Raw genomic sequence first — 23,325 nt, 5'->3', positions numbered from 1 at the left:
CTACTTCAGGCCATCGAGCAGGGTATTGGCGAAGCGCACGTCGTCCCAGTCGTAATCGACCCGTCCGGTCCGATAGGCGACCAGCCCGCGCGACGGGACGACGTAAAGGCGCTGGCCGCCATGACCCTCGAAGTAATAGAGGTCGGGCGCATGATACCCGGTGTTGGCCGCGCCCGATGCCCCGCCGGGATTGGCGACCTGCATGAACATGCCGAACGCCGGGTTGCGCGGCGACGGGGCGGACAGCATCCGGGCATTTGCGCGCGAGATGATCCGCCGGCCCTCAAACGTCCCACCATTCGCAAGCATTACCCCGATACGCAGCCAGTTGCGCGCGGTGTTGACGAAGCAGCAGACCGTCCGCGCCTCGCCGCCCTCATGATCGAGCGCCACCATGGCATCGCTCGCTCCAAGCGGCTTCCACAAGTAGCGGGAGAGGAACTGCGCATAGCGCATGCGCGTCGCCGCGGTGAGCACGTCATGCAGCGCCTGTGCATTCATGTGATTGAACTCGAAGGCTTCTCCCGGAGGCCGGGCAAGCGGCGCGGCATCGACGAAGGGCATGATGTCGAGCCCGATGAACATGTCGAGCACCGGGTTGTACGGCTTCACTTCGAAGCGGCCGATGGCAAGCCCGCTCTGCATCCAGAGCAGGTCGCGTACCCTGATCGCCTTGCGCCCGTCCGCCCGCCACGCCGGAATGTAGCGCGAAGCCGGATCGTCGAGACGCAGAAAGCCCTTGTCGACGGCGATCATCACCGCCAGCGCCAGCAGGCCCTTGGCGCTGGAATAGCTGTCGAACCGGGACTCGGCGGAGAAGCCCGGCGCATAATCCTCCAGTTGCACCTTGCCGCCCGCGTAGACGATCAGCGCCATGGTATGCGAGGCATCGGCCTGCCGTTTCGCCGTCGCCAGCGCTTCGGGAGCGATCGCCAGCCGGTCCGGCGGTGCGACGGGTAGCGGGCGACCCGATGCGCCTTGCACTTTCTCGGTCGGCACGTATTTGTCCCAGCGCGCGACCCGGTCCAGCGAGCTGTCCTGCGTCTCGAAATTGCGCTTGTAGGCAGGCGGCATGTCCTGCGCACCGAGGCTCGCAGCGGCAAGCGGCAGGACGAACGCCGCAATCCACTTCATGCCCTGGCTTCCGAAGGTAAAGCATCGAGCCGGAAGCGCGTGAGCAATACGATGCCGAGCAGTTCGGCTACGGCCGGGAGCACGCAGGCGCACCAGCGGATCGCCTCGATGGCATGGGCAGGCTGCCCCGCCTGCGCTCCGGCGACATAGCCGCCTGCGGACAGGGCCAGCCCCAGTGCGAAAAGCGCGAAAGCGGATGAGCCTGTCTCCAGAAGAGATACCACGCCGGCAAAAGCGCCGCCCCGGCGCAGCCCCGTTCGGCGATAGTCATGCTCGATCACATCGGGCAGGAGCGCCTGGCTCAGCATGAAGACCCCGCCCCCACCGGCACCGAGCAGCACGGCCTGCACCATCAGCAACGGCACCGAACCGTGGTTGAAGAACAGCGAAAGTTGCGCGAGGCCATGAAGCGCGAAGGCGCAGGCCAGCGCGCCGCGTGTGGCCAGCCTTCCGCTCAGCCACAGCCACAAGGGTTGCGAGGCAAGCAGCGCCAGAGTGCTGACCATCGTATAGATGCCGAGCCAGTAGTCGCTCACCGACAGCACCCAGCGCGTCAGCAACGCCATGCACGATGCGGCGACGGCAAGCCCGAAATAGAGGCAGATCTTGATGCCGACAAGCACGAGAAAAGGCCGGTTGCCGAACAACAACCCGAACTGCGCGCCCAGCGGCGGACGTTCGGCGCTCTCCACCGTGCGCACGCGCGCCTTGCGGGTGAAGACCACCGTGCCCAGCGCCGAGAAAAAGCACAGCGCGCCCATTACCCAGCCCATCGTGCCGTAGGCCAGCGCACCCATTCCGAGCGCCACCAGCAGCATCGGCCCGCTGAGTGACGCAGCGCCCTGCGCCAGCGAGGAGAACGCCACCCGCCAGGCCATCATCTGCGTGCGCTGGCGAGCGCTGCCCGAAATCTCCTGCGGCATCGCCAGCCATGGAATCGCGAAGAGCGAAAATCCGGTCGAGAACAGGAATTGTCCCGCACAGGCCCAGATGATCTTCTCCACCATCGGCGCATCGAGCGGAATGTTGAACCCGATCACCAGCGAAGCCGAGGAGAACACGCCGCCCAGCAGCATCCACGGGCGACGGCGCCCCATCGGAGTGTCGATCCGGTCGGCGAACCACCCGATCACCGGGTTGATGAGCGCATCGTAGACCTTGAACACCGCCATCAACGTACCCGCCAGCGCTGCCGCCAACCCCACCGTGTCGGTAAGGTAACGCAGAACCAGCACGCTGTAGGCATAGATGACGAGGCTCTGGCAGAACGAGCCCGATCCCCATGCGACCGCGATCGAGAGCGGCGCGCGGACTTCGCCGCCGCCCGGCTCAGGCATCTTGCGGCTCGGACACGCGCGCCTTCGCACGGTCGCGGTCCAGCGCGGCGACCTTGAGACGCGGGATCAGTTCGTCCCCGGCCCGCAGCGCGTCTTCGTAGAGGTCGAAGCCCCGGAACAGCACCCCGGTCATGCCCAGGTCGTAATAGCGCATGATGGCTTCGGTCACCTGTTCCGGCGTGCCCACCAGCGATGGCGCCATCGGGATGCCCTGTTGCTGAGGACCGATCCAGAGCCTTTCGTCGAGCACGGAGTCCGACCCCGTCAGCGCCCCGAAACGGTCCTCGTTGGAAATGCCTGCGGCGTTGGAAAATGCCTTTTCGCTGCGCCCGCCCGGCTGGAACCAGCTATTACCGGTGAGCTTCAGACGCTCCTCGCCATTGGCGATGAACTTGCGCAGGATCTCGCGCGCATTGTCCCAGGCCTCTCCCTCGGTCCGGCCGAGGATGTAGCGCACGGTGCCCTGCACCGCGATGCCGCGCCCGGCCTCCGCTGCGGAAGCCCCGATCCGTTCGATGATCGCCCCGGTATCGGCGAGCGATTCCATGCCGACCGCATAAGTATCGGCGCATTCGCCCGCGTAGCGGACCGAGATCGGCGAACCGCCGGCCCAGTAGACCGGGATTGCGGAGCGTTCGTAAGGTCCGATCTCCGGCAGGGACTCGTTGAATTTGTAGAAGCGACCTTCGTGCGAGACCGGTGCCTTTGCCGCCCACATGCGGCGCAGCACGTCCACGAATTCGCGGCTGCGGTGGTAGCGTTCCTCCTTGGTCAGGAAGTCGCCGTCGCACTGGGTCTCACGGTCGTTGGCGGCGGTGATGATATGGATCGCGGCTCGCCCCTCGCTCAGGTGATCGAGCGTGGCGAACTGGCGGGCGGCCATCGTCGGCGAAACGAAGCCGGGGCGGTGCGCGACCATGAAGCCCAGTCGTTCGGTCACACCGGCCATGTAGGCGGCGACCGGCATGGAATCGGGCCAGTAGGAACTCTGGGCGATCAGCACGCGGTCGAAGCCCGCCTGCTCGTGCGCCTGGGCATGAGCGCGCAGCATCGCCTTGTCGAAGACCCTGGGCGGCAGCACCATGTCCTCGTTGGACAAGTGGTGGGACATGATCCCGGTAATCTCGATCGGCATCCGGAACGCACTTTCGTGAAAACGTCACCCGGACAGCCGCAGCGGTCCGGGTGCAGTCATGGGGTCTGTCAGAAGTTGAAGGTTCCGCGGATGCCGACGGTACGCAACTCGCGCAGCTGCGCCACCACGCTGGCCAAGACCGCCGGGTTGGGCGAAGTCGTGGTCGGCTGGATCAGCGTATTGTTCGAGATGTTGTAATAGGCCTTGTCGTTGAACAGGTTCGTGATGAACGCTTCCACGCGGTAGGTATCGTTGCCGATGCCTGCGCGCAGGTTCACTTGCGTCAGGTCGGGCGAGCGCACGAGGTTCGACACATCGCTGTAGGTGCCGGACTTGTAGACGAAGTCGAGGCGGGCAAACCCGTCGAGCGCATCGGAAATCGGCGCATTGTAGTTCAACGCCGCGGTGCCGGACCACTTCGATGTGAAGGGACTCTGCTTGCCGCGGAAATCGGTCATGCCGGTCAGTGCAGTGACGCCGCTGTTGTTGGCGACCAGTACCTTGCTGTCGATATAGGCGCCGGTGAGTTCCACGGAGACGGCCGACGAGAGGCGGGTCGAGACGTTCGCCTCGATGCCCTTCACCCGGACCTTGCCGGTATTGGTAGAACCGTTCACCTGGAACGGGCGAACGCCCGCGCCGTCGGGATCGGCATAGATGGTCGTCGACTGCGTTTGGATCTGGTTGGTCCAGTCGGCCCAGAACGCCGCCACATCATACGTGACCATGGAGCCGAAGAGCTGGCCCTTGGCGCCGATCTCGTAGTTGGTAATCTTTTCCGGCGCGACCTCGATGCCGTAGCCCAGCTTCTCGGCCTCGGCGACGACGGCAGGGATCGAGGTGATGAACAGCGTGTTGAACGCACCCGGGTTCACGCCCTTTGAGTACGACGCATAGACCATGTTGTCGCCGAAGTCGTACTTGGCGATGACACGCGGAAGGAAGTTCTTGTAGCTCTTGCCCGCGATCTTCGTGCCTTCGTCGTAGAATCCGGCCGGGATCGTCGCGCCGGTGGAGGTCACGCCGCCCTGGCCCGCTTCGGCGTAGAGCTTGTCGATCTGGTATCGCCCGTCGAGCGCCAGCGAGAACTCCGGCGTGAAGTTGTAGCTGAGATTGGCGAAGATGCCGTAGGTTTCCGAGCCGGTCGCACCGTTGCGGCGCGCGCCGATCAGGTTGGGACTGCCGTTCGAGCCATGCTGGCGGGCGTTCAGGTAGTTGCCGCCGAACGATGCCTGCAGGGCACCACCATTATCGTAGCTGAACCGCACTTCCTGCGAAAAATCGCGACTGAGCGCTTCGATCAGGAACATGAAGTTGTAATAGCCGTCCTTGTAGAGCGACCCGGTTCCCTTGAATCCCTCGCCATTGAAGTTGTCGAGGTCGCCGAGTTCGTTCTTGGCTTCATGATTCCAGCCCGTCAGCGAGCGAACCGAGAAGCCGCTGTCGCCGATGTCCCAGTTCACATCGAGATGCAGGTGATAGTAATCGTTGACGAGGCCGTATCCGTTGAGGTCGTTATCAACTAGACGGCCGCTCTTGTCGTTGAGGAAATTGGTGACGGTCGAGGTGTTGGCCGTGTTCGCCGAAGGAGTAAGCGCCGAAAGCTTCGGCGCAACGCCGCAGAACCAGCGCGTAGTGATGCCACTCGATCCGGTCACGTTGCAGTTCGACTGATCCTCACGCACGAGGTTGCCACTGGGATCGCGCAGGGCGTAGGCGCTGATGAAGCCGTTGGCAGACGGCCCGTCCTTCATCTGCGAATAGAGGCCGAAGCCCTTGATCGTCAGGGAGTCGGTCGGCTTGAAGGTCAGTTGCAGCGTGCCAGCCTTCGAAGACTGGTCGCCCAGCGTGTCGCTCGGGTTGCTGGCGTTCTTGTAGGAACCATGCTTGCCCATGACGCGCGCGGTGGCCCGGAAACCGAGCACGTCGCCGAAGATCGGGCCGCTCAGTTCACCCGCAAGGTCATAGTTGGCGCGAGTGCCGGCCATGCCGCTCAGGCTGCCGGACAGGCTTTCGCTCGGATCCTTGGTGACGATGTTGATCGCGCCGGCAAAGGTCTGGCGGCCGAAAGTCGCCGATTGAGGCCCCTTGATTACCTCGATCCGCGCCGGGTTCGCGATCGTCTGCAACGCGGTAGCCTGAGTCACAGGCACGCCGTCGATGAACATCGATACGGTCTGTGCAGCCGAAGTCGACGGCTGCATGCCGCGCAGGATGACACCTACGAACGAACGGTCAGCACGCGCGCCGCCACCTGTAGCCTGGCCGACGATGTTCATCCCGGGCACGAAGCTGCCCAGGTCCTGAAGGCCCTTGATCCCGCGTTCGTCCAGCGCCTCGCTCGTCATAGCCGTGATCGCCAGCGGCGCCTCGAGGATCTTCTCCTCACGGCGGCGGGCGGTAACGACGATATCGTTGCCCGGGCCGCCGCTCTCAGCCGTTGCCTGCGCCATGGCGACCTGCGGAAGAAGCGGCGCCGAACATCCGATGAACAGTGCTGCATACGAGCACGCACAAATGAGATTTGTCCTGTTTACCCGAGCCTTCATAAGTCCCTCATCTCAAATAAAAGTGAAATCTAAAGGGACCGAAAACCTTGCGAAGTTTCCGATCTTTCCTTGCTTATCCCCAGTGATAAATAAATTTTTTATCGTGAAAAAATTATCTATGCCTTCAGTTACCCTGAATGTTTATGTATTGGATGGTGATTGGACGCCGGAGAACGGTCTATATTCTCGTTGATATTGCCTACCTGGCGAACAGACGCCCCGATCTTTCGGCTTTGAACGCAATCGCAAACCGCACCAGCCGCACGGACAAACATTCGATGCGCGATAAGACGCACATGCGAAAATCCTCGCACGTCGAATGTTCGGATAATGAGAGAAACCCACAGCGCCCGACGCTGCTGTAATACCTGGATAAAGACGTCATACCTGGATCGGGCAGAGACAAGTCTCGATGCCCGACCCCGCGCGATAGGGGCGCTTCGCGCCAGGTAACTGACCGGAAGTCACGCAGTCCGGCGAATTGGGAGGGATTGAGGACAAAGGATTTGCCCTGCAGGCCATCGGGATATCGACGGCGCAGCGCGAAGGTCGATATCCGTCGATCTGATTACGCCTTGGGTGTCACCCATACTTCGACAGGCGCAATGAACTTCCCCGGCGCCGGCTTGCCGACATGGACACGGTCGGCGGTAACCTGTTCCCCGTTCGCCAGATGCAGCGTCACCCAGGGCTTGGGCATACGCTCGAAGGTCATTTTCTGGATCGGCTGGCCCGTGGTCGAATTCATGATGGTAGCGATGATACTCATGGCCCGCCGTTAATCGCCCCGGCTCGCGAGCGTCCATGGCTTTGGAAGCGTTATACCCGCTTCAGGTTGCCTGATCGAGCCCCGGATCAAGCCGGGCGCGCAATGTGTTCTCGGACAGGATGGTGACCGGCCGACCGGCATCGCGCAGTTCCTGTGCACGGCGATGAATCGGGCTGGCTTCCACCCATCGCCCGTAGGGCTGCGCATTGGCGATCACCAGCAGGGTGGTGGTCATGCCCACCGACCGCACGACCCGGCCGCCCGCCGCTGCAACGGCAGTCGCGAGCTTGCCGTCAAGCGCTTCGCCCAGGATCGCGACACGCTCGCCACTCAGCGGCCCGTCCGATGCGGGGACCGGTGGCTTGGGCTTGGCGCGCGGAGGTTTGGCCATCCAGCCCTGCAGGTCGATGCCGATATGTTCGATGGCCTTGACGATCACCATCCCTGCGGCGCGCGCATCGCTCAGGGCATCGTGGTGCCGATGCTCGATGCCGAGAAACCGGGCAAGCACGTTGAGCCGATGGCTTGCCAGGTGCGGCCAGGCCTGCTTGGCCACCCTGACGCTGTCCAGCCATTCGGTATCGATCAGCGGATGCGCGCCCAGCCGGCAGGCTGCGGCCAAGGCCCCTTTGTCGAAAGCCGAATGGGCCACCGTGATCCGACCGCTCAGATAAGTGTCGAGCACGGCATGGATTTCACCGAAGGTAGGTCGTCCGGCGACATGGCTCTGTGTTATGCCGTGGATACCGACATTGAACGCGGAGAACTCGTCCCGAGGGTCCACCAGCGTTTCGTAAGCCAGCACCTCGCGTCCTTCGCGAAAGCCGACGATGCCGACCTGACAGATGCTGCTGACCCGCGAGCAGGCCGTCTCAACGTCGATGACGACGAAGTCCGGCGCGTCGATGGAGGTGGCGGGCTGCGAAGGCATCGGCAAGGTCATTCCACCTCTCTAGCAAGCGCCCGCCTTCTGCGCGAGATGCCTGCAGGCCCCGGCGGGTTTTCGGCAACGTCATATAAGCCTGCCGGGCCATAGAGAGCGCCCGGGATTACGTACTTCCGGACCAGTGGCAGGCCGGCATGACGATGATCACAGTCGTGTGAATGCGCTCGCGACTGCTCGGGACGACACGTCAGTCCGATCCGCAAGCTGCCGCTGGGCCGCGCTTTTTTCGCATGACGTGGAAACCCGGCGGAATGCGCGTCACTGCGCGCGATCCTTAGACGTGGGCTCGCCTCGGCGCAGAGGCAACTTCAGCAGAAATGTCGCGCCGTCTCCGAGTTCACTCGCACATTCAATTTCCCCGTGATGGCGGAGAATCACCGTGTGGACGAAACTGAGCCCGAGACCCGCTCCATTCATCCTCGGCCCCAGGCCGGCCGGTCCGCGGCGAAAGCGCTCGAAGATCGCCTGCCTCAGGGCCGGTTCTATACCCGGCCCCTGATCCTCGACCGCGCACACCGCCCAGTCGCCCCCATCGCTGCGCGCCTGACAGGACAGCGAGCACGTGATCGTAGTCCCTTGCGCGCTGTACTTGATGGCATTGCCGATGACGTTGACCAGCGCCCTGGTCAGCAAAGAGCGCTCCACCGTCACCAGCAGCCGCTCGTCTGCGTGGGTTACGATGTCGATCGATTTGGCCTTCGATTGCGGCCAGAGATCATCGATCGCGTCCATCAGCATGTCGCCGAGGTCCACCTCCTCCAGCGCGTACTCGAGATTCTCGGCGCGGGCCAGTTGGACGAAGCCGTCCGCGAGTTGCAGGGTACGTTCCGCATAGTGCCGGATCACACCGGATTCCCTGGCCGAAATGCGGTCGGCAGGCGCGGTTTCCAGAATGGCTAGAATGGACGCCTGGGGTGAGCGCATGTCATGGGTGAGCAGTTGCACCACGTCGTCACGTTGCTTTTGCGCCGCCTTGGCGTCGCTGATGTCGACGAAGCGGATGACCCAGCCGACGCGCACGCCCTCCGCCGAAGTCTGTCCGGCCATCCCGACAAGGAAGAAGCGCCCTTGATCGAACTGGACTTCGCAGGCGATCGGTTCCTCGGCAGACGGAGGAAAGCGAACCGGGTCGCCGCTGCCGGTGAGGCGGCAACGGCTCAGGATCACAGCCGCGCTGGCCCCTGTTGCCAGTCCTCCACCCGGGCCGCCGAACAGTGTGCGCGCGGCGACATTCGCCAGCAGGATGTCGCCGTTCAGATCGGCCACGATCGTCGCGTCGGGCAACTGGTCGAGGCGGTCGGAAACGAAATGGCGCATCTCCCGGTCGCGGGTGATCGCCGCGTTCAGCAGTGCGATCGTGTAGCCGACGCCTCTCTCGGTATGAACGACGTTCCTTTGCGGAACGAGCATGGGCTGTTCCTGCAGGCGTTCGAGCTGTATGCGCATGAACCGCTCGGTCGCCGCGAGCTGTCTCCAGCCCCAGACGGGATAAGCCAGTGCCAGCCCGGTCAGCGCTGCGGAAGGCGGCAGCCAGATACGCAGCAGCATCAGGGCACAAAGCGACTGAGCCAGCACCAGCGCCGAGCACAGCGCCAGGCAGGCCAGCGCCGGCATCCGCCTGAACGGCCCCAGCCCCAGCATCAGGATCCACAGCGGCAGCAGTCCCGCGATGAGGCAGGAAGACAGCCCGGCCTGCGTCATCATCGTGCCGCCACGCAGCCCGTGAAGCAGATAGGCCTGGATTTCGAGCCCGGACATCACGCCACCGGCGGGCGTTGCGTATCGACTGCCGAGGCCGGACGCCGTCACGCCGACGAGCACGATCTTGCCCTTGAGCAGTTCGGCAGGCACCTCCCCGACCAGAACCGCTGCGGCCGAAACCTCGGGCCAGCGGCCGTCACCACCGCCAAACGGTATCAGCCCGGCCTGCGAGGAGACATGCCCAGCCTCGGCAAGGAATTGCGCCATGACCCGCATCAGCAGCGGCGATCGGTCGGACCTTCCATCCGAAAGCGGCGCCTTGCGCACGACACCGTCCGGGTCCGGCGCGACGGTGGCAGCGCCAATCCCGGCGGCAGCCTCACGAAGCGCATCGATGGGAAGGATGGTGGCGGCGCCGCTTTCGGATGAAGCACCAGGCAGGGTCGGCAGGAAAACGGGAGCCCCACCCGCCATCCCACCGGCCATCGCACGGGCCAGCGCATCGTCGTCGGCCACATCGGTAGGCTCGGTGAAAAGCACATCGTAGCCGATCGCCTTAACTCCCGCCGCATTGAGCCGGTCGATGAGCGCAGCATGGGTCGCGCGGTTCCATGGCCAGCGGCCGATCCTGCCCACGCTGTCGTCATCGATCTCCACCAGCAGGATCGCATCGGACGACGGCGACGGAACGAGTTGCAGCAGATGATCGTAGATGCCGTTGTCGAACCGCACCATCGTGCGGTCCATCGTCATGAACAGGACCAGCAGGCTGGTGGCGATGACAATCAGCCACCACTGGGTACGCAGCTTGAGATGCCGCCGTAACCTCACCTGTTCCCCTCGACCCTCAACTCGCCGTAGTCCGACCATTGGATACTGACCTTGCCATCGACGATCCGGCTGGTCTGCACGCGCCAGCGATACCGTCCGCGCGGCAGGTCGATCACCGGCTGGGACGTGTTTGAAAGTTCGGGCAGGTCAATCAGCGGTCTTGCCTCCTTGCCTGCCCTGGCAAGCTGGAAGCGGAACCGTGCATTCGATGCATCGCGCGCGTTCCACCAGAACAGGTACTGGCGGTACGGGCCTGCCCAGCCCATCTCGATCCCCATGCGCAGCCCTTCGAGACGCCGCTGGAAAGAGGACGTCGCGGGTGCGCCCTCCAGTTCGTTGCGATCGATAGCCGTTGCCCGCACGAAGTAGGCTCCATCGGGCAGAGAGGCAAACCGCACCTCGGGAGACTGACTGGTCGCCTCGTCCAGAACCTCAAGGAACCTGGCATCGGCGGCGATCTGCACGTGATAGGCCGTGGCGCCGGGCAGTGGCTTCAGGGCGAAGTGCAGGCCCTCGCCGGTCTGGACCGCGTCCGGCTCAAGCAGTTCGGGAGCAGGCAGCAGGGCGACCGGCTCCGACAGTTCACTCGTCGTTCCGAAGCCTGCGGGCAACGTCTGTGTCTCGTGCGCCCCGGCATCGAAGCCTACCTTGCCTTCCAGAACCTCGCTCGTCGCCAGCCCGGCGTCCGCATCATAGGCCATCCGGAACTTGGTGCCGCGCACAGAGGTAATGGCCCGGGGGGTCGAGAAGCGGAAATCGCTCTGCGGGTCGGTCATCGGCGTGACGGTGGCGCTCGCGCCGCCCCGCTCGATGCCGAACAGGCGCTCGACATGGCTGTCGAACACCAGGCGGCGCAGGCGCTGCACGCGCACCGCCGACTGCGACGGCAGGGCGATGGTCGTCGCGTCAGGCAGCGAGAGCGTGACGAACGACTTCTGCCCGGTCTCGATGAGCATCCCCTCGCCCACCGTCATGCCCACGGCAGCGGGCTTCCCGCCGACCCGCACCGCGCCGCGAACGCTGTGCACGGTTCCCCTCACCGGCTCGTGCCTCAGCAGTTCGCGCGGGATGACGAGCACCATGCCCACCGGCAACCTCAACGGATCCGCCACCCGGTTGAGCCGTTGCACGATGCGATAGTCTTCCGTGCGGATGAAGTAGTTGGCGGCCAGCCGAAAAAGGTTGTCTCCGGGCCGGACCACGTAACGCACATCGGGGCGCGCTGGCTCCACCACCGCGGCGCCATCCGTCCTGGCGACGGCCATCCCGCCGGGAACCAAAGCCAGCAGCAGGAGGGCGGCGCTCGACGATGCGCGGATTCTACGATGCCAGGGCTTCAAGTCGATATCCATATGAGTAGATCGGGACCAGCTTGACGCCGTTGTCCGGGCGAAGGTGCAGCTTGGTCCTGACGTTAGAGATGTGCACGTCCAGGGTTCTCGTGGGGAGGTTCGGGTTGCGCCCCCATACGGCTTCGAAAATGTAGGCGCGCGCCAGGGCGCGGTGCATGTTCCTGAACAGGAGCAGCGCCAGCGCGAATTCCTTTGCGGTCAGCGCAATCGACTCTCCGGAAAGTTCGACCGTTTCGGCTCGCGTATCAAAGCAATAGCTGCCGTAGTGCTCGAAACCCGAAAGAGCCGCAGGATAGGCACGGCGCGCCAAGGCGTTGATCCTCGCCTTGAGGACGACCGGCGCGACCGGCTTGATCACGTAGTCATCGGCACCTGCAGTCAGCCCGGCGACGATATCTTCCTCCGCCGACCTGCTGGTGAGCATCAGCGACGGGGGGGCGATCTCCAGATTGTCCCGTACCCAGGATATGACTTCGAGCCCAGACAAGCCCGGCACGTTCCAGTCGAGAATGAGGACGTCGTAAGTCGACCGGTGCAACGCCCGCACGAGAACCTGACCGTCGCCGAACACTTCGCAGGAATGGCCCGCCTCAGTGAGCGTCATCTCCACAAGCCCTGCAAGGGCCACATCGTCCTCAAGTATCGCTATCCGCACGGCTGCCCTTTGTTACCCCTGCACTGGGCTGAGACTTCGCCATAGCAGTGCCGATGCCGATTGCGAGGCGGCGCGGCCGGGCTTTGCAATGTTTTACAGGTGGTGTCTCGAACAAGGGCAGGTCCGATTTTGCACTCCTTTACATGACAGTCCACGACCGCCGCGCTTATGGCGCCAGGCAAGCTGACTAGGGAAATTTCCTAGAAAACAAGGCAATGATTGACGGGAGCCTCACAGGCGGCTGCGGCAATCCCATGGCGAGCGCCTCTGGAGGATCGTGGAACACCTGTTCGGATCGACGTCGCTGGCGGCCTGCATGCTCGATCGCGATCTTGCAATCGGCAAGGCCAGCGAAGCGGCTGCGGCGATGTTCGGCCTGCCCACGCTGCTGGATCGACAAGCCGACGATCTCGTTCCCGGCGCCGCGCCGGTGCTGCGCCGATGCTTCGAACTGGCCGACCTTGGCCTGCCTCTTCCCGACCACCGGCTCATGATGGGGGGACGCGACTACGCCGTCACGTTCCATCCGGTACGACACGCCGACCTCGGCATCACGGCACTACTGACCATCGCGATGGACCTGACCCGCAGCCTCCGGATCGAACGGGTGCTTCGCACTTCGCGTCGTCGCCTTCTGGTGGCATCGCGGCAGGACCACCTGACCGGACTGCTGAACCGGCGCGGCTTCGATGCCGCGCTACATCGTGAAGTCAGGCGGGCAAGACGGTCGGCAACGCCGCTTTCGCTGCTCATCGTGGATATCGACTGGTTCAAGGCCTACAACGACGGCCTCGGCCATCAGGAAGGCGATCGATGCCTGCGGCTCGTCGCCGATGCTCTTGGAACATGCCTGCGTAGGGCAAGCGATCTCGCCTGCCGTTATGGAGGCGAGGAGTTCGTGCTCATCCTGCCCGATACCGATGCCCGTGGAGCAGCCGCGGTGGCCGCCAACTGCCAGCGAGCGATCGAAGCCCTTGCGATCGCCCATCCGGCCAGCGTTCATGGACGGATCACCGCGAGCATCGGGATCGTCGGAGCGATTGCCGGGTCCGTCCCGGCCGACCCGGCACAATTGTTCGCTCACGCCGACGCTGCCCTGTACAGTGCGAAACGCAATGGCCGCAATCGCTGCGAGATGATCGAATTTTGATTGCCCAGGCCGGCTTCGAAACGACCGTGGGCCGGGATGTTGGCGGCAATACCCTCTCCCGAGGTTGCTGGCCGTTCCATTCGCCTGCTTGCCAGATTTTCAGGCAGCCGATAGAGCGTCACCGATGCGCCAGCTGCTGCCCTTCCTTGCGTGCCTGATGCTGATCCTGATCAGCTGGTCCGGCATGGCGCACGCTGGCGAGGCAACAGGCGGCGATACTGCAGGGTACGATTTCTCCTATCATGCTCCCGGCGACGGTGACGAAGTGCCCGGTGACGGAGATAGCAGTCTTCCTCACCATCACAGTGCCTGCCACAGCCACGACCTCGGTACGCCGGCGATGGGAGTGCCGCAGTTCGGCACTGGCGCGGCATCACAAATTCTCGGATCAATCACGGCTTCCTCGCTGTCTCCAACGAAGGACGGCGTAACGCCGCGCCCTCCACGCGCCTGACGCTTCCGCAGGTCGGCTGATGCCGGCCCGGGATCCCTCGTCAGGAATTTCACATCATGAAGACAATGTTCGCGGCGTTTCTCGCCGCGGCGAGCTGTGCCGCACCGGTGCAGGCGCAGGAATCGCCGAACGCGCCTTCCGGCGCATTACCCCTGACTCTCGAAGATGCCGTCATCGCTGCAGGCGGCTCCGCTCCGGCGATCGAAGCTGGCCGCGCCGGCATCGACGCGGCCAGGGCGGCGCGCACGGTCGCCGGCCTTCGGCCCAACCCGGTCGCCCAGGTGCAGACGGAAAACATCCTCGGCACCGGTGCCTACTCCGGAACGCGCAGCAGCGAGACGACCTTCGGGTTCATGCAGACGCTCGAGCTGGGCGGGAAGCGCAGCGCGCGCATCGCCATGGCCAATGCCGAGCTGTCTCGCGCCGAACTCCAGGCCGCAATCGTCGCTGCCGACGTGCGACTGCAGATAACCCTGCTCTACGTGGAAGCGGTGTCGGCCGAACGTCGGCTGGTCAACGCGAAGGAACAGGCACGGATTTCCGGCGATGCGCTCGGTGCCTCCCGGGTCCGCGTCCAGGCGGGCCGTGCCTCCCCCCTCGAACAACAGCGTGCCGAGGTGGCACGGGTGACCGCCGAGGCCAATGTCGAGCGTCAGGGCCGCCTCGCCCACGCCGCCCGCACCAACCTGGAGCGACGCATCGGCAAGCATTTCGACGGCCCTCTCGACGTCGGCTTCCTCGACCGCGTTCCTGCCGCATCCCTGCCTTACGGACCGTCGGAGCCGGTCAGCGTGCAAGGCACTCTGGCGCTGGCAGCCGCCGACGCCGATCTCGCCATTGCCGATGCGGGGGTCCGCCTCGCGCGGGCGAACCGGCGGCCGAACATGGATGTCGGTCCATCAGTGCGCCGCCTTGAGGCGACGAACGATTTCGCCGCCGTCTTCACGGTGTCGATCCCGCTGCAGGTCTTCGACAACGGTCGTGCAGCACTAGCCCAGGCAGGCGCGCAGCGCACGCAGGCCGAGGCCGAACGACGGGTGACGGCGCTCAATATCGCGCAGGCCATCACCAATGCGCAGGCCGAGGCCGACAACGCGGCAACCACCGCGCGCGCCGCATCCGGCCCGGCCTTGCAGGCCGCGCAGGAAGCCGCCCGCATCGCCCGCATCGGTTATCGGGAGGGCAAGTTCACCCAGCTCGACCTGCTCGATGCCGAGCGCACGCTGGCCGACACGCGCATCGCGGCCATTGATGCTCTCGCATCCTATCAGAATGCCCGCGCGCAGCTGGAGCGCCTGACCGCGCCCGTCCCCGCACTCGACATCGCACCTCAAGGGGGAAACTGATCACCATGAAGCGCAACACATTCCCATACGCCGTCCTGCCTCTTTCGTTTGCCCTCGCCCTCTCGGCCTGCGGCGGCAGCGACAAGGCCGCAAAGGGACCCGAAGACAACGCCGCAACGGAGGCAAGGCCGGTCGAAGGCAAGCTCGCAATGACCGCCGAGCAGATCAGCGCGGCAGGCATCCAGCTGGAACGGCCGATGATCGGCGGCTCTGGCATGATCGACCTTCCCGCGACGATCGACGGCGATCCGCAAGGCATGCAGGTCGTCTCGGCCGCGATCGGCGGGCGCATCGTTTCGCTGACCCGCAACCTCGGCCAGCCGGTCGGCCGGGGTCAGGCCATCGCCGTGATCGAGAGCCGCGAGGCCGCATCGCTCAATGCCGAGATCGAGGCGGCCCGGGCGCGTCTCGCCCTGGCCAACTCCAACCTCGACCGCGAGCAGCGCCTGTTCGCCGAACGTGTCTCACCGGAACAGGATCTCGTCGCCGCCCGTACCGCCGCGACCGAGGCACGCATCGCCCTTCGCCTCGCGCAGCAGCAGGTATCGGCAGCAGGTGCAGGCGGCGGCGCATTGAACCGTATCGCGATCACCTCGCCGATCTCCGGGCAGATCATCGCGCGCAGCGTGGTGCTGGGCCAGACCGTTGCAGCCGATGCCGAACTGTTCCGCGTGGCGAACCTCTCCCGCGTCTCGCTTGCGTTCAACCTGCAACCGCAGGATGCGGGGCGCGTGCAGCCCGGCAACGCGGTCATGGTCAGGGCAGCGGGCCGCGAGGCCCCTGCGCGCGTGACGTTCGTGTCCCCCGCGCTCGACAGCGCCACCCGGCTCGTGCCGGTGATCGCCACCCTCGACAACCGCGCGGGCCTGTGGCGGGTCGGCGAACCCGTCACCGCATCGATCGCGCTCTCGGACCGCAGTGGAGGCAACAGCGCCATCATGGTGCCGACCACGGCCGTACAGACCGACGAAGGCAGGACGGTCATCTTCGTTCGCACCCGCACCGGCTTCCAGGCCGTTCCCGTGACGCTGGGCGACAGCGCCAGGGACAAGGTCATCGTCAGGTCCGGTCTCAAGGGCACCGAAGTGATTGCCACCGTCAACAGCTTCACGCTCAAGGCCGAGCTGGGCAAGAACGAAGCGGTGGAGGACTGAGCCATGATCGCCCGCGTAGTCACATGGGCGGTCGAGAAGCGCTGGCTCGTCCTGCTTCTCACCGCCATCGCCGCCGTCATCGGCGCGGCATCGCTATCCCGCCTGCCGATCGACGCAGTGCCGGACATCACCAACAACCAGGTCCAGATCAACGTCCGCGCACCTGCCCTCTCGCCAGAACTGTTGGAGAAGCAGGTCTCTTTCCCGATCGAGACGGCGCTGGCCGGCATTCCCGGGCTCGAATTCACCCGCTCGCTCAGCCGCAACGGATTTGCGCAGGTGACCGCGGTCTTCTCGGATGCCACCGATATCTACTTCGCCCGCCAGCAGGTCGGCGAACACCTGCAGGGTGTCGCGCAAAACCTGCCTGACGGCGTAAACCCCGAAATGGGGCCGATCGCCACCGGCCTTGGCGAAGTCTACATGTGGACCGTCAAGCTCCAGCACCGTGCCGACGACCGGCACCGCCCCGGTGAACCCGGCCAGCAGCCCGACGGCAGCTATATCACCCCCGAAGGCGAGCGCCTGACCACGGAGGCAGAAAAGGCGACCTACCTGCGCACGGCGCAGGACTGGATCGTCACTCCGCTGCTCAAGAACACGCCGGGACTGGCCGGGGTCGATTCCATCGGCGGCTATGCGAGGGAGTTCCTCGTCGTTCCCGACGTGCAGCGCCTTGCCTCGCTCGGCATCTCGTTGACCGACCTTGGCACCGCACTGGAGCGCAACAACACCAGTGTCGGCGGCGGTTTCGTCAACCACAATGGCGAGGGCCTTGCCGTCCGTTCCGACGCGCTGATCCGCAATGCCTCGGAACTGGGCCGCACCGTCGTCGCCACCCGCGAGGGCGTGCCGATCACGCTCGATCAGGTCGCCTCGATCCGTTCGGGACAGGCCATCCGCATGGGTTCGGCATCCGAGAACGGAACCGAAGTCGTCGTCGGCACAGCAATCATGCGGATCGGCGAGAACAGCCGCACGGTGGCGACCGCAGTTGCCGACAAGCTGCGATCCATCAATGCCTCCCTGCCGCCCGATGTCGTGGTCCAGCCGGTTCTAGACCGCACCGCGCTGGTGAACTCGACGATCAGGACGGTGGCCAAAAACCTCGGCGAAGGCGCGGTGCTCGTCATCGTCGTACTGTTCGTGCTGCTCGGCAATTTCAGCGCCGCGCTGATCGCCGCGCTCGTTATCCCGGTGACGATGATGCTCACCGGTTTCGGGATGCTCAAGGCCGGCGTCTCGGCCAACCTCATGAGCCTTGGTGCTCTCGACTTCGGCCTCATCGTCGATGGCGCGGTCATCATCGTCGAGAACGCCCTGCGCCGCATCGCCGAAGACCAGCACCGCCATGGCCGGCTGCTCAGCGTGAAGGAGCGCCTCACCACCGTCACCTCGGCGGCGCGCGAGATGATCCGCCCCTCGGTCTACGGGCAGGCAATCATCATCCTCGTCTACGTGCCGCTGCTCGCTCTCAACGGGGTCGAGGGCAAGACCTTCGTGCCGATGGCCCTCACCGTCATCATGGCGCTGGCCTTCGCTTTCGTCATGTCTCTCACTTTCGTTCCCGCGATGATCGCTATCTGGCTGTCCAAGCGGGTCGAGGAAGAGGATGGCCGGATCGTCACCTGGCTGAAGCAGCGCTACGAACCCGGTCTCGACCGGGCGATGAGGCGCCCCACCTTCACCATCGGCGCGGCTCTGGGCAGCCTCGTGATTGCCGCCGCCGCCTTCGCTTCGCTGGGACAGGTCTTCCTGCCCCAGCTGGACGAAGGCGACATGCTGATCCAGGCGCTACGCATCCCCGCAACCTCGGTCCAGCAGAGCCAGGCAATGCAGGTGCCCATCGAGCGGATGATGTCGAAGCAGCCGGAGGTGAAGTTCGTCTTCTCCAAGACCGGCACGGCCGAACTCGCATCGGACCCGATGCCGCCCAACGCCACCGACATGTTCGTCATCCTCAAGCCGCGCCAGGAATGGCCGAACCCCAGGCTGGAAAAGGACGAACTCGTCTCGCGCATCGAAGGGGAACTGGCGAAGCTCCCCGGCAATGCCTACGAGATCACCCAGCCGATCCAGATGCGCTTCAACGAGCTGATCGCCGGTGTTCGCGGCGACATCGCGGTGAAGGTCTTCGGTGATGACTTCAACGCCATGAACCGCACCGCCGAGCAGATTGCCGGCATCCTGCGCAAGACGGAAGGGGCGACTGACGTGAAGGTGGAGCAGACCACCGGCCTGCCGATGCTCGACATCAAGGTGAACCGCGATGCCATGGCACGGCTCGGCGTCACCGCGCAGGACGTGCAGGATACCGTCACCGCCACGATCGGCGGCCGAAACTCCGGCATGATCTTCGAAGGCGACCGCCGCTTCCCGGTGGTGATCCGGCTCTCTGATGCCCAGCGCGCGGACATCGACCTGCTGCGGCAGGTACAGGTGCCCGTCCCCGGCGGCTCCTACGTTCCGCTCGCCAGTGTCGCCGACATCCGCATCGTCGACGGCCCGAACCAGATCAGCCGCGAGAACGGCAAGCGCCGCGTCGTCGTGCAGGCGAACGTGCGTGGTCGCGACGTCGGCAGCGTAGTCGCGGATGCCCAGACCGCCATCGGGCGGCAGGTTCGACTTCCTGCCGGCAGCTATCTGGAATGGGGCGGCCAATTCGAGAACCTGCAGTCCGCCACCGAACGCCTGAAGCTCGTCGTCCCGGCCTGCTTCGTGCTCATCCTGCTGCTGCTTTACGGCGCCCTTGGAAGCGTTCGCGATGCCGCGATCGTCTTCACCGGCGTCCCCTTCGCGCTGGTCGGCGGTGTCCTGCTCCTCTTCGTGCGGGGCATGGACTTCTCGATCTCGGCAGCGGTCGGCTTCATCGCGCTGTCCGGCATCGCCGTGCTCAACGGCCTGGTGATGGTCAGTTCGATCCAGGACCTGATCCGGTCAGGCATGACGCGCGCCGAGGCGGCCCGCACCGGCGCCATGCAGCGCCTGCGCCCGGTGGCCATGACCGCGCTTGTCGCCAGCCTCGGCTTCGTGCCGATGGCCCTGGGCGCAGGGGCCGGCGCCGAAGTGCAGAAGCCGCTGGCCACCGTCGTGATCGGCGGGCTGATCTCGGCTACCCTGCTGACGCTGTTCGTCCTGCCGACCCTCTACGCCCGTTTCGGACAGCGCGGGAACGAAGGCGGGGATCGTCCGCTCATCCCTTCGTTTCGGGCGCTTCCTTGATGTATATTGGACCAAGAGCCGAGCGTACCTCCGCTGCATTCACCGCACCTTTCGTGGCGGGATCGACGAACTCGATGGACATAACCACACTGTTGCCCGACACCGTCGACGGGCCGACGGGGGTGCCGTACATTGTCATCGTGGACGTTTGCACATAGCCATCGTTGGAGACGATGCGAAAGGCCGCATGCCGTTGCTCCAGCGTGAGTTCCGCAGCCCTCAGCAGCGTCATTTCGTCAATGGCGAAAGGCTGGGACTTGTTGCCGAAGAACGAGACTTTCGCAGCCTTTCCATCCTTGTCGACTTTGGCCGACGCCCCGTTGGCACGAAGGAACTTGACGGCCGAGCGATAGGGATTGGCCAGCATGACTTCCTCATGATCCGGCAAGTCGCCGAGCAGCGTATCCGGGTCCAACTGGGCGAGGTGCTCATCGCGGGTGCGATCCGCATTGGTCCTGATCAAAGCCACCATGGACTCAAGCCTTCCCCGGACCGGCGCGGGTGCCCTGGTGGCTATCGACTTGAGCATGGCGGTCGTGACAGTGCTGATCGGGATGGTATGCATGGCGGCCAGCAGGCTCGTCGCCCCGGCCATGTCCCCGCTGCCTGCGACCTTGGCGACCTGGATTAGCGCCGACCATTTCTCCAGTTCCGCCTTTTGGGCAGCAGGATCCGTCCCCGCGCCAAGGCGCTTTGCCAAACCGTCCTGTGGCGGTGGCGCGTCGATGTTGCGGCGCAAATCCGCCAGCCAGCCATCAGCCAGGTCGGCGCGGCCCGCCATTGCCGCGGTAATCACCGCATCGACCGTGCGCTGGACATCCACGCCTTTGACAGGAATGCCGGGCGCGCCCTGAACGACGACATTGGGTACGGTAATGTATGTCTGCGCGATCGCGCCCGGCACGTCCGGAGCGGACAGCCAGTCGGCAGTCGCGCCCGCCCAATCGCCGGCACGAGCCAGCAAAGCCGCACGCCGTTCGAAGAATGCGCTGTCGAGCAGTACCAGTTGATCCCATCGCCGCGTGTCGTCGGCAGGAACGTCATCGCGCATCATGACCATGACGAAGGCGAATTGCGCGACCCGCTCGCTCCACGGGCGCAGCCGCATCGCTTCCACCGCCTCGTTTGCGGCAATGTCGCGTCGTCCCGCCTGCATTTGCGCAGCGGCACGCAGCATATGCGTCGAAACCGCGAAGCTGCGGCCGTAAGCCTGATCCGGCTGTTCGATCGCCGAAATCGCATCGAGGTCGGCCAGTGCGGCCGCATGGTCGCGCGCCCTGACATAATGCTTGGCGCGGGACCGCAGCAGCGCCGCGCGACGCTGCCAGGGAGCGGATGCGTCAAGCGTCGCGAGGGCATCGTTGCAACGGCTTATGCCCTCCTGCGCCGTGGCGAGCGGCGTCTGGTTCCGGGCAGCTGTAGGCCCCACCATGAACGTCGAAAGGCCGGACACCTTGTTTTCACCGCATCCCGTCCAGATGCTGACCGGCGCCTCCGCCCTCGCCTGCCCAGCCCCTACCGCGAACGAAAGCGCAATGACGCCCTTCCCCATCCAATTCAAAGACATGTTTCCCCCCGGTTTCTGTCCAAGCCATCTACATGGCGGGGGCGCATTCCTGTCAAGCGGGAAGCTCCGTGACAGGACCGCGGGGAGCCAGACCCGAGCCTATCGTTCGCGACGAGCCTGCATCGGCAGAGCGAAAGCGACGACATGATCTCCCGGTGTCGTCTGCATGTACGCATGTCCACCGGCAGCGATAACCACATATTGCCGGCCCGACTTGCGGGACACATACGAGATCGGCGTGGCCTGCCCCCCCGCAGGCAGCCTGCCTTTCCAGAGCTCTGCCCCTGTAGCCGTATCGAAAGCCCGCAAGTAGTTGTCGAGTGTCGCTCCGATGAACGTTACGCCGCCGGCCGTGTTCGCCGACCCGCCGAGGTTGAAAGCGCCCGGAACCGGAATGCCCAACGGAGCAGTATCCGCCGAAGTCCCAAGGGTACGGCTCCAGGCGATCTTCCCGGTGGACAGGTCGACGGCCGACAGCTTTCCCCAGGGTGGAGCCTCGCATGGAATGCCCAGCGGTGACAGCATCGGCAGCAGGCTCACGCCATAGTTGGTGCCATACTGCGGCAGATAGCCAGCCGCGTGCGAATCCTTTGCCATGGCGGGGCGATCCGTGTTCACGCCATGGCGGAAGAGCCGCACTTCCTGCGGGATCGCAGCGGAATTGACGATCATCAGCTTACGATCCGGATCGATGCTGACACTTCCCCAATTGAGGATGCCGAATGTTCCCGGCCACTGCAGCATGCCGCGCTCCGATGGCGGCGTGAACATACCTTTGTAATCGAGCGAACGAAACCGGATGCGGCACCACATCTGGTCGATCGGGGTCGCGCCCCACATGCTCGCTTCGGTGAGTGCAGGCGGAGCGAAGGACGCGAAGCCGGCGGGATAAGGCTGCGTCGGCGAATAGCGTTCGCCGGGCAGATTGCCTCGCGGGACCGGGCGCTCGTCCACTTTGGTGAGGGGCCTGCCGGTAGCTCTATCAAGCACGAATATCTCACCGCGCTTGGTTGGAACGATGAGGGCCGATGCCTTGCGTCCATTCATGTCCAGATCGCTGATGACCGGTTGAGCGGGCAAGTCATAGTCCCTGCTAGGGAAAGCTTCACGATGCAGCATGCTAAACTACGCCTCAACACGATAAGACCTTGTTAAATTTGGCCTTATGGAGGCGTATAAAGAGCGCATTGTACGCCGTTGCTCGCCCGGACTTTCGTCCGCGCGGTTCTTATTTGGCCCCTAGGCTCTCTCCACCGAGGAGATTCAAATGCCCACTCAAAAGCTTACGAAGCGACTTCTCGATGCCGCCGAAGTGCAGCCAAAAGCCTACGAACTTCGAGATACAGAGGTCCCGGGCTTCCTTTGCAAAGTCACTCCCGCTGGCTCCAAGATATTTATGCTGCAGTATCGGACCTTGGCAGGCCAGCGTCGCAAGCCTGCTATCGGCTCTTTCGGCGCACTGACCGTGGAACAGGCTCGCGCAATCGCTCAGGAGTGGTCTGCTAGGGTCCGCGCAGGAAAGGATCCATCTCAGGCCAAAGACTATGCCAGAAAGAATCCGACGATGCGGCATTTCTGCGACGAATTCATTAGCCGTCACTCAATTCCTAATAATAAACCCCTGACTACATATGGGTATAAAGCGCTCTTCAGAAAACACATTATTCCTCGAATCGGCGAGATTAAAGTAGATGAGGTGACCAGAGTTGATATTGCCAACCTCGTCCGAGATATGGCGCGTGTACCCATTTCGGCGAACAAGGCGCTCGATATCCTAAGGTTTATGTTCAAATGCGCAGAGGTCTGGGGCCATAGGACTGACGGAACAAATCCTTGTAAAATGATTCCGCGCTATCCTGCGGGCAAACGCACGCGACTGCTCTCGAATGCGGAAATGAGGAAAGTGTTCGACTATCTCGATCGGGCGGACACGCTCGGGCTGGAACATCCGATTTATACCCTCGGTATTGTCAACGGCGGAGCAAAAGTCGGCCATGGGGCGGCGTAAAACCAGGCCATCGTG

General features: G+C 64.3%; 17 protein-coding genes. 6 read left to right on the top strand and 11 right to left on the bottom strand.

From position 1 onward, the window contains the following. The 9 genes from ACODRZ_RS23050 to ACODRZ_RS23010 form a co-directional block, all read right to left on the bottom strand. Positions 1–1,134: a serine hydrolase domain-containing protein gene (locus ACODRZ_RS23050; protein ID WP_488972632.1), complete on the bottom strand. Its 1,134-nt coding sequence runs from the start codon at positions 1,132–1,134 to the stop codon at positions 1–3. Then, entirely contained in the window at positions 1,131–2,471 is a 1,341-nt protein-coding gene (locus ACODRZ_RS23045; RefSeq protein ID WP_488972631.1) for an MFS transporter, read from the bottom strand. The genes ACODRZ_RS23050 and ACODRZ_RS23045 overlap by 4 nt, the downstream gene beginning before the upstream one ends. Beyond that, on the bottom strand, positions 2,464–3,606 hold the full coding sequence (locus tag ACODRZ_RS23040) for an LLM class flavin-dependent oxidoreductase (RefSeq protein ID WP_488972630.1): 1,143 nt from the start codon (positions 3,604–3,606) through the stop codon (positions 2,464–2,466). Before ACODRZ_RS23040 ends, ACODRZ_RS23045 begins: the two co-directional genes overlap by 8 nt. 68 nt (positions 3,607–3,674) lie before the next feature. Continuing rightward, positions 3,675–6,059: a TonB-dependent receptor gene (locus tag ACODRZ_RS23035; protein ID WP_488972629.1), complete on the bottom strand. Its 2,385-nt coding sequence runs from the start codon at positions 6,057–6,059 to the stop codon at positions 3,675–3,677. 664 nt (positions 6,060–6,723) lie between these two features. Further along, on the bottom strand, positions 6,724–6,924 hold the full coding sequence (locus ACODRZ_RS23030) for a hypothetical protein (RefSeq protein ID WP_488972628.1): 201 nt from the start codon (positions 6,922–6,924) through the stop codon (positions 6,724–6,726). Between the two features lie 61 nt (positions 6,925–6,985). Beyond that, positions 6,986–7,867 (bottom strand): exonuclease domain-containing protein, encoded by an 882-nt coding sequence (locus ACODRZ_RS23025; protein ID WP_488972627.1) that lies wholly within the window; start codon positions 7,865–7,867, stop codon positions 6,986–6,988. A gap of 261 nt (positions 7,868–8,128) precedes the next feature. Continuing rightward, a complete protein-coding gene (locus ACODRZ_RS23020; RefSeq protein WP_488972626.1) occupies positions 8,129–10,402 on the bottom strand; it encodes a CHASE2 domain-containing protein in 2,274 nt (757 codons plus the stop codon). Next, on the bottom strand, positions 10,399–11,742 hold the full coding sequence (locus ACODRZ_RS23015; protein WP_488972625.1) for a FecR family protein: 1,344 nt from the start codon (positions 11,740–11,742) through the stop codon (positions 10,399–10,401). The genes ACODRZ_RS23020 and ACODRZ_RS23015 overlap by 4 nt, the downstream gene beginning before the upstream one ends. After that, positions 11,723–12,409, bottom strand: a complete 687-nt coding sequence (locus tag ACODRZ_RS23010) for a response regulator transcription factor (RefSeq protein WP_488972624.1) — start codon at positions 12,407–12,409, stop codon at positions 11,723–11,725. Before ACODRZ_RS23010 ends, ACODRZ_RS23015 begins: the two co-directional genes overlap by 20 nt. 277 nt (positions 12,410–12,686) lie before the next feature. Between ACODRZ_RS23010 and ACODRZ_RS23005 the strand changes: the two genes are divergently transcribed. The 5 genes from ACODRZ_RS23005 (at position 12,687) to ACODRZ_RS22985 (ending at position 19,735) form a co-directional block, all read left to right on the top strand. Next, complete coding sequence (locus ACODRZ_RS23005) at positions 12,687–13,559, top strand: GGDEF domain-containing protein (RefSeq protein WP_488972623.1); 873 nt, start codon at positions 12,687–12,689, stop codon at positions 13,557–13,559. 124 nt (positions 13,560–13,683) lie between these two features. Continuing rightward, the gene (locus ACODRZ_RS23000; RefSeq protein ID WP_488972622.1) at positions 13,684–14,013 is read left to right on the top strand and encodes a hypothetical protein; all 330 of its coding nucleotides are present in this window, start codon (positions 13,684–13,686) and stop codon (positions 14,011–14,013) included. A 56-nt stretch (positions 14,014–14,069) separates the two neighbouring features. After that, complete coding sequence (locus ACODRZ_RS22995; protein ID WP_488972621.1) at positions 14,070–15,359, top strand: TolC family protein; 1,290 nt, start codon at positions 14,070–14,072, stop codon at positions 15,357–15,359. A 5-nt stretch (positions 15,360–15,364) separates the two neighbouring features. Beyond that, on the top strand, positions 15,365–16,513 hold the full coding sequence (locus tag ACODRZ_RS22990; protein WP_488972620.1) for an efflux RND transporter periplasmic adaptor subunit: 1,149 nt from the start codon (positions 15,365–15,367) through the stop codon (positions 16,511–16,513). 3 nt (positions 16,514–16,516) lie between these two features. Continuing rightward, positions 16,517–19,735, top strand: coding sequence for an efflux RND transporter permease subunit (locus ACODRZ_RS22985; RefSeq protein WP_488972619.1), 3,219 nt, complete (start codon positions 16,517–16,519; stop codon positions 19,733–19,735). On the opposite strand, the gene ACODRZ_RS22980 is transcribed toward ACODRZ_RS22985, so the two are convergent. Together ACODRZ_RS22980 and ACODRZ_RS22975 are read right to left on the bottom strand one after the other, a co-directional pair. Next, complete coding sequence (locus tag ACODRZ_RS22980; protein WP_488972618.1) at positions 19,707–20,912, bottom strand: hypothetical protein; 1,206 nt, start codon at positions 20,910–20,912, stop codon at positions 19,707–19,709. The two genes, ACODRZ_RS22985 and ACODRZ_RS22980, sit on opposite strands and share 29 nt — an antisense overlap. Positions 20,913–21,401: 489 nt before the next feature. Beyond that, on the bottom strand, positions 21,402–22,421 hold the full coding sequence (locus ACODRZ_RS22975) for an outer membrane protein assembly factor BamB family protein (protein WP_488972617.1): 1,020 nt from the start codon (positions 22,419–22,421) through the stop codon (positions 21,402–21,404). 148 nt (positions 22,422–22,569) lie between these two features. On the opposite strand from ACODRZ_RS22975, the gene ACODRZ_RS22970 reads away from it, so the two are divergent. Next, complete coding sequence (locus tag ACODRZ_RS22970) at positions 22,570–23,310, top strand: site-specific integrase family protein (protein ID WP_488972616.1); 741 nt, start codon at positions 22,570–22,572, stop codon at positions 23,308–23,310. Positions 23,311–23,325: the final 15 nt, after the last annotated feature.

This window comes from Novosphingobium sp. FG90 (assembly GCF_057808725.1).
The sequence above is the reverse complement of the archived record's forward strand: the minus strand, read 5'-3'. Positions and strand labels throughout refer to the sequence as shown.

Excerpts from the sequence above, each read along its gene's own strand:
- ACODRZ_RS22985 (WP_488972619.1), top strand. The coding sequence starts at position 16,517 with ATGATCGCCCGCGTAGTCACATGGGCGGTCGAGAAGCGCTGGCTCGTC.
- ACODRZ_RS22995 (WP_488972621.1), top strand. The coding sequence starts at position 14,070 with ATGAAGACAATGTTCGCGGCGTTTCTCGCCGCGGCGAGCTGTGCCGCA.
- ACODRZ_RS23040 (WP_488972630.1), bottom strand. The coding sequence starts at position 3,606 with ATGCCGATCGAGATTACCGGGATCATGTCCCACCACTTGTCCAACGAG.
- ACODRZ_RS23035 (WP_488972629.1), bottom strand. The coding sequence starts at position 6,059 with ATGGCGCAGGCAACGGCTGAGAGCGGCGGCCCGGGCAACGATATCGTC.
- ACODRZ_RS23045 (WP_488972631.1), bottom strand. The coding sequence starts at position 2,471 with ATGCCTGAGCCGGGCGGCGGCGAAGTCCGCGCGCCGCTCTCGATCGCG.
- ACODRZ_RS23050 (WP_488972632.1), bottom strand. The coding sequence starts at position 1,134 with ATGAAGTGGATTGCGGCGTTCGTCCTGCCGCTTGCCGCTGCGAGCCTC.
- ACODRZ_RS23030 (WP_488972628.1), bottom strand. The coding sequence starts at position 6,924 with ATGAGTATCATCGCTACCATCATGAATTCGACCACGGGCCAGCCGATC.
- ACODRZ_RS22970 (WP_488972616.1), top strand. The coding sequence starts at position 22,570 with ATGCCCACTCAAAAGCTTACGAAGCGACTTCTCGATGCCGCCGAAGTG.
- ACODRZ_RS23025 (WP_488972627.1), bottom strand. The coding sequence starts at position 7,867 with ATGACCTTGCCGATGCCTTCGCAGCCCGCCACCTCCATCGACGCGCCG.
- ACODRZ_RS23000 (WP_488972622.1), top strand. The coding sequence starts at position 13,684 with ATGCGCCAGCTGCTGCCCTTCCTTGCGTGCCTGATGCTGATCCTGATC.
- ACODRZ_RS22980 (WP_488972618.1), bottom strand. The coding sequence starts at position 20,912 with ATGCTGCGTGCCGCTGCGCAAATGCAGGCGGGACGACGCGACATTGCC.
- ACODRZ_RS22975 (WP_488972617.1), bottom strand. The coding sequence starts at position 22,421 with ATGCTGCATCGTGAAGCTTTCCCTAGCAGGGACTATGACTTGCCCGCT.
- ACODRZ_RS22990 (WP_488972620.1), top strand. The coding sequence starts at position 15,365 with ATGAAGCGCAACACATTCCCATACGCCGTCCTGCCTCTTTCGTTTGCC.